General features: G+C 63.8%; 9 protein-coding genes. 8 read left to right on the plus strand and 1 reads right to left on the minus strand.

The genetic code is table 11. From position 1 onward, the window contains the following. Positions 1-352: 352 nt before the first annotated feature. Positions 353-1171, minus strand: coding sequence for a hypothetical protein (locus AC1VAN_RS07105; RefSeq protein ID WP_025877373.1), 819 nt, complete (start codon positions 1169-1171; stop codon positions 353-355). A 497-nt stretch (positions 1172-1668) separates the two neighbouring features. Here AC1VAN_RS07105 and AC1VAN_RS07110 point away from each other — a divergent pair, with 497 nt between their 5' ends. The 8 genes from AC1VAN_RS07110 to AC1VAN_RS07145 all read left to right on the plus strand — a co-directional run. After that, the gene (locus AC1VAN_RS07110; RefSeq protein WP_032952006.1) at positions 1669-2001 is read left to right on the plus strand and encodes a hypothetical protein; all 333 of its coding nucleotides are present in this window, start codon (positions 1669-1671) and stop codon (positions 1999-2001) included. Positions 2002-2032: 31 nt separating this feature from the next. Next, complete coding sequence (atpB, locus tag AC1VAN_RS07115) at positions 2033-2821, plus strand: F0F1 ATP synthase subunit A (RefSeq protein WP_025877369.1); 789 nt, start codon at positions 2033-2035, stop codon at positions 2819-2821. A gap of 64 nt (positions 2822-2885) precedes the next feature. Continuing rightward, positions 2886-3188, plus strand: coding sequence for a F0F1 ATP synthase subunit C (atpE, locus tag AC1VAN_RS07120; RefSeq protein WP_442252162.1), 303 nt, complete (start codon positions 2886-2888; stop codon positions 3186-3188). 114 nt (positions 3189-3302) lie between these two features. Further along, positions 3303-3773 carry a F0F1 ATP synthase subunit B gene (locus tag AC1VAN_RS07125; protein ID WP_025877365.1) on the plus strand — a complete coding sequence of 157 codons (471 nt, stop codon included), beginning with the start codon at positions 3303-3305 and terminating at the stop codon, positions 3771-3773. A 2-nt stretch (positions 3774-3775) separates the two neighbouring features. After that, positions 3776-4303, plus strand: coding sequence for a F0F1 ATP synthase subunit delta (locus AC1VAN_RS07130; protein ID WP_025877363.1), 528 nt, complete (start codon positions 3776-3778; stop codon positions 4301-4303). 44 nt (positions 4304-4347) lie between these two features. Then, the gene (gene atpA, locus AC1VAN_RS07135) at positions 4348-5895 is read left to right on the plus strand and encodes a F0F1 ATP synthase subunit alpha (RefSeq protein ID WP_025877361.1); all 1548 of its coding nucleotides are present in this window, start codon (positions 4348-4350) and stop codon (positions 5893-5895) included. A gap of 95 nt (positions 5896-5990) precedes the next feature. Beyond that, positions 5991-6854: a F0F1 ATP synthase subunit gamma gene (atpG, locus tag AC1VAN_RS07140; RefSeq protein ID WP_025877359.1), complete on the plus strand. Its 864-nt coding sequence runs from the start codon at positions 5991-5993 to the stop codon at positions 6852-6854. A 38-nt stretch (positions 6855-6892) separates the two neighbouring features. After that, positions 6893-6991: hypothetical protein (locus AC1VAN_RS07145; RefSeq protein WP_480985535.1), on the plus strand; the 99-nt coding region annotated here is incomplete at its 3' end.

The raw sequence follows: 6991 nt of genomic DNA on the forward strand, positions 1-6991 counted from the left end.
CGACAAATGTCCCCCGTCGCCCGCCTTCGGCGGTCGCCTCCTCCTTTACTTTGTCGAAACGCCTGCCGCCCGCGCAGCGGCTCGGCTTGCGGAAGGCGGAAGCCACAACCACTCCCACCGCAGCGGCTGCCTGGATGCCTGACACGCGGAGGGAGAGGGGGCTGGGTGCGAAGTATAGGAGGAGGTGACGGCCGCAGGCCGGCGCCGGGGGACATTCGCACCCCGCCCCCTCTCCCTCCAGCGCTCGACCAACCCGCTTCTGCTCTTCTGCCAGGAAGCCACAAAAAAACGCGGCCCCCGATGTTCCGGAGGCCGCGCCAGGAGAGAGAATGCTGTGGAAGGGGAGCAGGGTTTAGAAGGTGACGCTGATACCCGCCACCGGGCCCTTGAATTCCTGCTTCAGGCCGATGGTGCCGTCGCTGCCCTTCTTGTCCGCATCCAGCTTGAACCAGTCGTAGCCGGCGAACACGCCGAAGTTCTGGGTGAAGCGGTAATCGACGATCGCGTTGGCGCGGCTGAGGTCACCCTTGTAGTCGTCGAAGCTGCCCCAGCGCGTGTTGAGGTACTGGCCCTGCAGGGTGATCATCCACTTTTCGGACGGGGTGAAGCTCAGGCGTGCACCGACCACCGGCGCCACACCGTCGGTCTTCTCGTCCAGGAACTGGCCTTCATACACCGTGCCCAGGTCGGCGTAGCCCTTGGTGCTGACCTTGGCGTATTCGGCACCCAGCTGCAGGCCGAGATCGAACTTCTCGGTGTCCACCACCGAGTAGTCATACACCAGGCTGGCCACCTGGTACTTCAGCTCGGCCTTGACGAAGCTGTCGGCCGGCACGTTGACGTTGCCGAAGGAAATGTCCTGGCCAAGCGTCTCGCGGCGGTCCTTGTCGTACTTGAAGTAGTTGAACAGCAGGCGCTGGCGGTTGCTGATGCGGAACATGCCGTCGATGCGCGGCTCCCATTCCTTGCCACCCAGCTTGAAGTCCTCGGAGAAGCCGATGTCCTGGCCGGCGACATTGGTGTTGCCGCGCAGGGTGTTGTCCGAGTCGATGTTCATCGCACCCAGGCGCAGGGCGAAGCGGTCATCGCCTTCGGCGGCATGGGCGGAGGAGGCGAACGACGCGCCGGCGGCGAGAAGCGAGAGGGCGAGCAGGGTGGGGACGGAGCGCATCGAAAGAGTCCTTGCAGTGGTTCATCGGAATGAAGGCCACTTTGCCGGACGTCGCTGTCCACCATTCGTGAAGGTATGGTCCACGCGATGTGGACGGTTCAGCGCTGTCAGCGCCCTGCGAAAAGATGGCCCCGGAGCGGCGCTTCGGGGCCATCATGGGGACCTGCAGGCGAAGCGTCGACGAGGTAGCTGCAGGCAGGTCGGAAGATGGGACCACTGCCGTCGGCGGAAAGTTCCGCCGCCTGCGACCAAAGTTCAATGCGCTGCACCGCAACATCGCGCAGATGGCATTGTCCCCGTGGTGGGCTGCAAAACCGCAGCCCTTACCGCAACTTGCGCTGTTCCGATATGAACAGGCAGCGGTTGTCTCGCAAATTGTCCCATTGCTATAATTTGGCGGCTCGATGAGGCCCCCCCTGCTGTAGTCGCCTCAGCCATCCACTTGTAACCACGCGGGACGTCCTGTGCTGAACTCCGTAGAAACGGGTCGGCGACTGATGCTGCGCGCCGCGGTCTACCCGCTGGCCGCGGTGGCTGTCCTGGCTCTGGCCTTCCTGCTGGTGGGGCCGAAGTATGCCCTTGGTGCCCTGGCATCCGGTGTGGCGGTTTCGGCCGGTGGTTGGGTGGCGGCACGGATGGCGCTGGGTGGTGGTGCGCTGGGGGCCGGTTCGGCCATGGCACGCCTGATCGTTGCGATCGTGGCCAAGTGGGCGCTCGTTTTTGGTGTCCTGATGGTGGGGTTCCTGGTCTTCAAGCTGCCTGCACTGGCGCTGTTGGCCGGTATCGCCGTCGGGCTGATGTTCCAGGTCCTGGCCATGGCCAGGCGCTAATCGAATTCATTTAACTTAAGGTTCCGGACACATGGCAGGCGAGGCGCTTACACCCACCTCCTACATCCAGCATCACCTGCACAATCTGACTGCAGGTCATGGCACCCCGTGGGCGATCCACGTGGACACGCTGGTAACCTCGCTGCTGATGGGCCTGGTGATGGTCGTCGCCTTCTGGATGGCGACCCGCAAGGCCACCTCCGGCGTGCCGGGCAAGTGGCAGGCATTCGTCGAGATCTGCCTGGAGTTCGTTGACCGCCAGGCCAAGGACACCTATCACGGCACCAGCAAGCTGGTGACCCCGATCGCGATCACGATCTTCTTCTGGATCCTCCTGATGAACCTCATCAAGATGATCCCGGCCGACTTCATCGCCAAGCCGCTCGAACTGATGGGCGTGCCGTACTGGAAGCCGGTCCCCACCGCTGACGTCAATGCCACCCTGGGCATGTCGATCAGCGTGTTCTTCCTGATGCTGTTCTTCGCGTTGCGCGCCAAGGGTATTGGTGGTTTCACCAAGGAATTCCTGACCGCACCGTTCGGCAAGTGGATGATGCCGTTCAACCTGATCCTGAACATCGTCGAGTGGCTGAGCAAGCCGATTTCGCTGGCGATGCGACTGTTCGGCAACATGTTCGGCGGTGAAATCGTGTTCCTGCTGATCTGGGTGCTGGGCGGTGCAGGTATCGCCGGCATGTTTGCAGGCGCGTTCGCCGGCTTCGGCTGGATGCTGTTCCACCTGCTGGTGATCCCGCTGCAGGCCTTCATCTTCATGATGCTGTCCATCGTGTACCTGAGCCTGTCGGAAGACGCTCACTGAGTTTCGCTTCACCCTTCATCCGTTTGTTTCTAAACCCTTAGCAATCAAGTTCCTGGAGAAAACCATGTACTTCGCCGTCCTGACCAATCTCGCCCAAGTTCAGAGCTCCACCGTCCTCGCCGTCGGCATCATGATCGGCCTGGCCGCGCTGGGCGCCGGTCTGGGTCTGGCCATCATGGCCGGTAAGTTCCTGGAGTCGGCCGCGCGCCAGCCGGAACTGATCCCGGTCCTGCAGGTCCGCATGTTCATCACCGCCGGCCTGATCGACGCCGCCTTCATCATCTCGGTCGCCGTGGGCCTGCTGTTCGCCTTCGCCAACCCGCTGGTCGGCGAGTTCATCTCGCGCCTGCCGGCAATCGCTGGCTGATCCAGCGAAAGTGAAACGACCGGGCGCCGCAGGCGCCTGGTCGCGGATGAAGGTTCGGAGGCGCCGCCCGTGTGGCGGCGCATCCATCCCGTCACAACCGACTGAGCGAACCCCATGGATATCGGTTTTACCCTCATCGCCCAGGCCCTGGCCTTTGCCGCCCTGATCTGGCTCATCGCGACCAAGATCTGGCCRCCGCTGATGAACGCGATCGAAGAGCGCCAGCAGAAGATCGCTGAAGGCCTCGCTGCTGCCGACCGCAGCCAGAAAGATCTGGCCCAGGCGCAGGACAAGGTCAATGAAGCGCTGAAGGAAGCCCGCACCAAGGCCAACGAGATCATCGACCAGGCCCACGCGCGTGCCAACCAGATCGTCGACGCGGCCCGCAACGAAGCTGTTGCCGAAGCCACCCGTCAGAAGGACCTGGCCCAGGCCGAAATCGACGCCGCCGCCAACCGTGCCCGTGAAGATCTGCGCAAGCAGGTGTCCGCGCTGGCCGTGACCGGTGCCGAAAAGCTGCTCAAGCGCGAAATCGACGCCAACGCCCACAAGGCGCTGCTCGACGAGCTGGCCTCGGAGATTTAAGGATGAGCCAGGCCCTCACGCTTGCCCGCCCGTACGCCCGCGCCGCCTTCGCGACCGCGCGTGACGAAGGCGCGTTCGCGCCGTGGTCGGACGCTTTGGCGTTCTCCGCCCACGTCGCCGCCGACCCGCGCGTGGCGGCCCTGCTCGCCAACCCGGAGCTGGGTCGCGATGACGCCATCGCCCTGCTGGCGCCGGAGTCCCGCGGCGAGACCTACTCGCGCTTCCTGGCTGTGCTTGCCGAGTCGCATCGTCTGCCGCTGCTGCCGGAGATCGCCGGCATGTTCGACGCCCTGCGCGCCGAGGCCGAGCACGTGGTCAAGGCCACGGTGACCTCCGCGGCCGAGCTGTCGGTTGCCGAGCTGGACGCGATCAAGGCCGCGCTGCGCAAGCGCTTCAACCGCGAGGTCGAAGTGGCCACCGCGGTCGACGCCTCGCTGATCGGCGGCGCTGTGATCGACGCCGGCGACGTGGTCATCGATGGTTCGCTGAAGGGCAAGCTGGCCCGTCTGCAGACCGCGCTCGCTAACTGAATTCATTTAACGTCCGGCCCCGCTGCCGGCACTAGGACTTGACGATGGCAACCACGCTCAACCCCTCCGAAATCAGCGAACTGATCAAGAACCGCATCGAGAAGGTCAAGCTGGCCGCGGAATCGCGCAACGAAGGCACCGTGACCAGCGTGTCCGACGGCATCGTGCGCATCTTCGGTCTGGCCGACGTGATGCAGGGCGAAATGATCGAACTGCCGAACAACACCTTTGCCCTGGCCCTGAACCTGGAGCGCGACTCGGTCGGCGCCGTGGTCCTGGGTGGCTACGAGAACGTGCGCGAAGGTGACGTCGCCAAGACCACCGGCCGCATCCTGGAAGTGCCGGTCGGTCCGGAACTGCTGGGCCGCGTCGTCAACGCGCTCGGCGAGCCGATCGACGGCAAGGGCCCGCTGGCCACCCAGCTGACCGCTCCGGTGGAGCGCGTTGCTCCGGGCGTGATCTGGCGYAAGTCGGTCGACCAGCCGGTGCAGACSGGYTACAAGTCGGTCGACTCGATGATCCCGATCGGCCGTGGCCAGCGCGAGCTGGTCATCGGTGACCGCCAGACCGGCAAGACCGCACTGGCCATCGATGCGGTGATCAACCAGAAGGGTACCGGCATCAAGTGCGTGTATGTAGCGATCGGCCAGAAGGCTTCGACCGTTGCCAACATCGTGCGCAAGCTGGAAGAGAACGGCGCCCTGGCGCACACCATCGTGGTGGCTGCCACCGCGTCCGAATCGGCCGCGATGCAGTACATCAGCGCCTACTCGGGCTGCACCATGGGCGAGTACTTCATGGACCGCGGCGAAGACGCGCTGATCGTGTACGACGATCTGTCCAAGCAGGCCGTGGCCTACCGCCAGATCTCGCTGCTGCTGAAGCGTCCGCCGGGCCGYGAAGCCTACCCGGGYGACGTGTTCTACCTGCACTCCCGTCTGCTCGAGCGCGCTGCCCGCGTGTCCGAAGAGTACGTCGAGAAGTTCACCAACGGTGCGGTGACCGGCAAGACCGGTTCGCTGACCGCGCTGCCGATCATCGARACCCAGGCCGGCGACGTKTCCGCGTTCGTKCCGACCAACGTGATCTCGATYACCGACGGTCAGATCTTCCTGGAAACCGATCTGTTCAACGCCGGCATCCGCCCGGCCGTGAACGCCGGTATCTCGGTGTCGCGCGTCGGTGGTTCGGCGCAGACCAAGATCATCAAGAAGCTGTCCGGCGGCATCCGTATCTCGCTGGCCCAGTACCGCGAGCTGGCTGCGTTCGCGCAGTTCGCCTCGGACCTGGACGAAGCCACCCGCAAGCAGCTTGAGCGCGGCCAGCGCGTCACCGAGCTGATGAAGCAGAAGCAGTACGCGCCGATGTCGATCGCCAACCAGGCGCTGTCGATCTACGCCGTCAACGAGGGTTACCTCGACGACGTGCCGGTCAGCAAGCTGCTGGCGTTCGAAGAAGGCCTGCACGCGCATTTCGCCAATACCCAGGGCGAACTGATCGGCAAGGTCAACGCCACCGGCGGTTGGGACAACGACATCGAAGGTGCCTTCAAGAAGGGCATCGTCGAGTTCAAGACCACCGGCAGCTGGTAATCGAGGTCCTGTAGAGCGGAGCGATGCTCCGCTGGACCAGACGATCAAACGGTTGAACAACGCGGGGCCCCGGCCCCGCGCCACGGGAATAAAAGATGGCAAGCGGACGCGAAATCAAAACCAAGATCAAGAGCGTGCAGAACACCCGCAAGGTGACGCGCGCCCTGGAAATGGTCTCGGCCTCCAAGATCCGCAAGGCGCAGGATCGGATGAAGACCTCGCGTCCGTACGCGCAGGCGATGAAGCAGGTGATCGGCCACCTGGCGCAGGCCAGCACCGACTACCAGCATCCGTTCCTGGTCGAGCGTGAGCAGGTCAAGCGGGTCGGTTTCATCGTGATCTCCTCCGATCGCGGTCTGGCCGGCGGCCTCAACAACAACCTGTTCCGCAGGATGCTTGGCGAAGCCAAGGCCTGGCAGGACAAGGGCGCCGAAGTGGACCTGGTGACCATCGGCCAGAAGGCATCGACCTTCTTCCGCCGGGTCAAGGTGAACATGGTCGGCACGGTGACCCACATCGGCGACACGCCGAAGCTGGAATCGCTGATCGGTGTGATCAAAGTCATGCTCGACGCCTTCACCGAAGGCAAGGTCGACCGTGTGTACCTGGTCTACAACCGCTTCGTCAACACGATGACGCAGAAGGCCAGCTTCGATCAGCTGCTGCCGCTGCCGGCCGCTGAGAAGCAGGTTGCGCACCACGACTGGGACTACCTGTACGAACCCGATGCCGCGACCGTGCTCGAGCACGTGATGACGCGTTACATCGAGTCGCTGGTGTACCAGGCGCTGCTGGAAAACGTCGCTTCCGAGCATGCCGCGCGCATGGTGGCGATGAAGTCGGCCAGTGACAACGCCAACAAGCTGATCGGAACCCTGCAGCTGGTCTACAACAAGGCCCGCCAGGCAGCGATCACCCAGGAAATCTCCGAAATCGTCGGCGGCGCGGCAGCAGTCTGACCGCGTTCGTTAAAAGCACACATTTAGAGGATGCAGCAATGAGTCAGGGCAAGATCGTTCAGATCATCGGCGCCGTCGTCGACGTCGAATTCCCCCGCGAGTCGGTGCCGAAGGTGTACCACGCGCTGAAGGTGGAC

This window comes from Stenotrophomonas sp. 05L44_2 (genome assembly GCF_056665995.1).

What these genes read in the sequence shown, in the direction of transcription:
- AC1VAN_RS07105 (WP_025877373.1), bottom strand. Translation starts at nt 1,171, where the DNA reads ATGCGCTCCGTCCCCACCCTGCTCGCCCTCTCGCTTCTCGCCGCCGGC.
- atpB (WP_025877369.1), top strand. Translation starts at nt 2,033, where the DNA reads ATGGCAGGCGAGGCGCTTACACCCACCTCCTACATCCAGCATCACCTG.
- atpG (WP_025877359.1), top strand. Translation starts at nt 5,991, where the DNA reads ATGGCAAGCGGACGCGAAATCAAAACCAAGATCAAGAGCGTGCAGAAC.
- atpE (WP_442252162.1), top strand. Translation starts at nt 2,886, where the DNA reads ATGTACTTCGCCGTCCTGACCAATCTCGCCCAAGTTCAGAGCTCCACC.
- AC1VAN_RS07130 (WP_025877363.1), top strand. Translation starts at nt 3,776, where the DNA reads ATGAGCCAGGCCCTCACGCTTGCCCGCCCGTACGCCCGCGCCGCCTTC.
- AC1VAN_RS07110 (WP_032952006.1), top strand. Translation starts at nt 1,669, where the DNA reads ATGCTGCGCGCCGCGGTCTACCCGCTGGCCGCGGTGGCTGTCCTGGCT.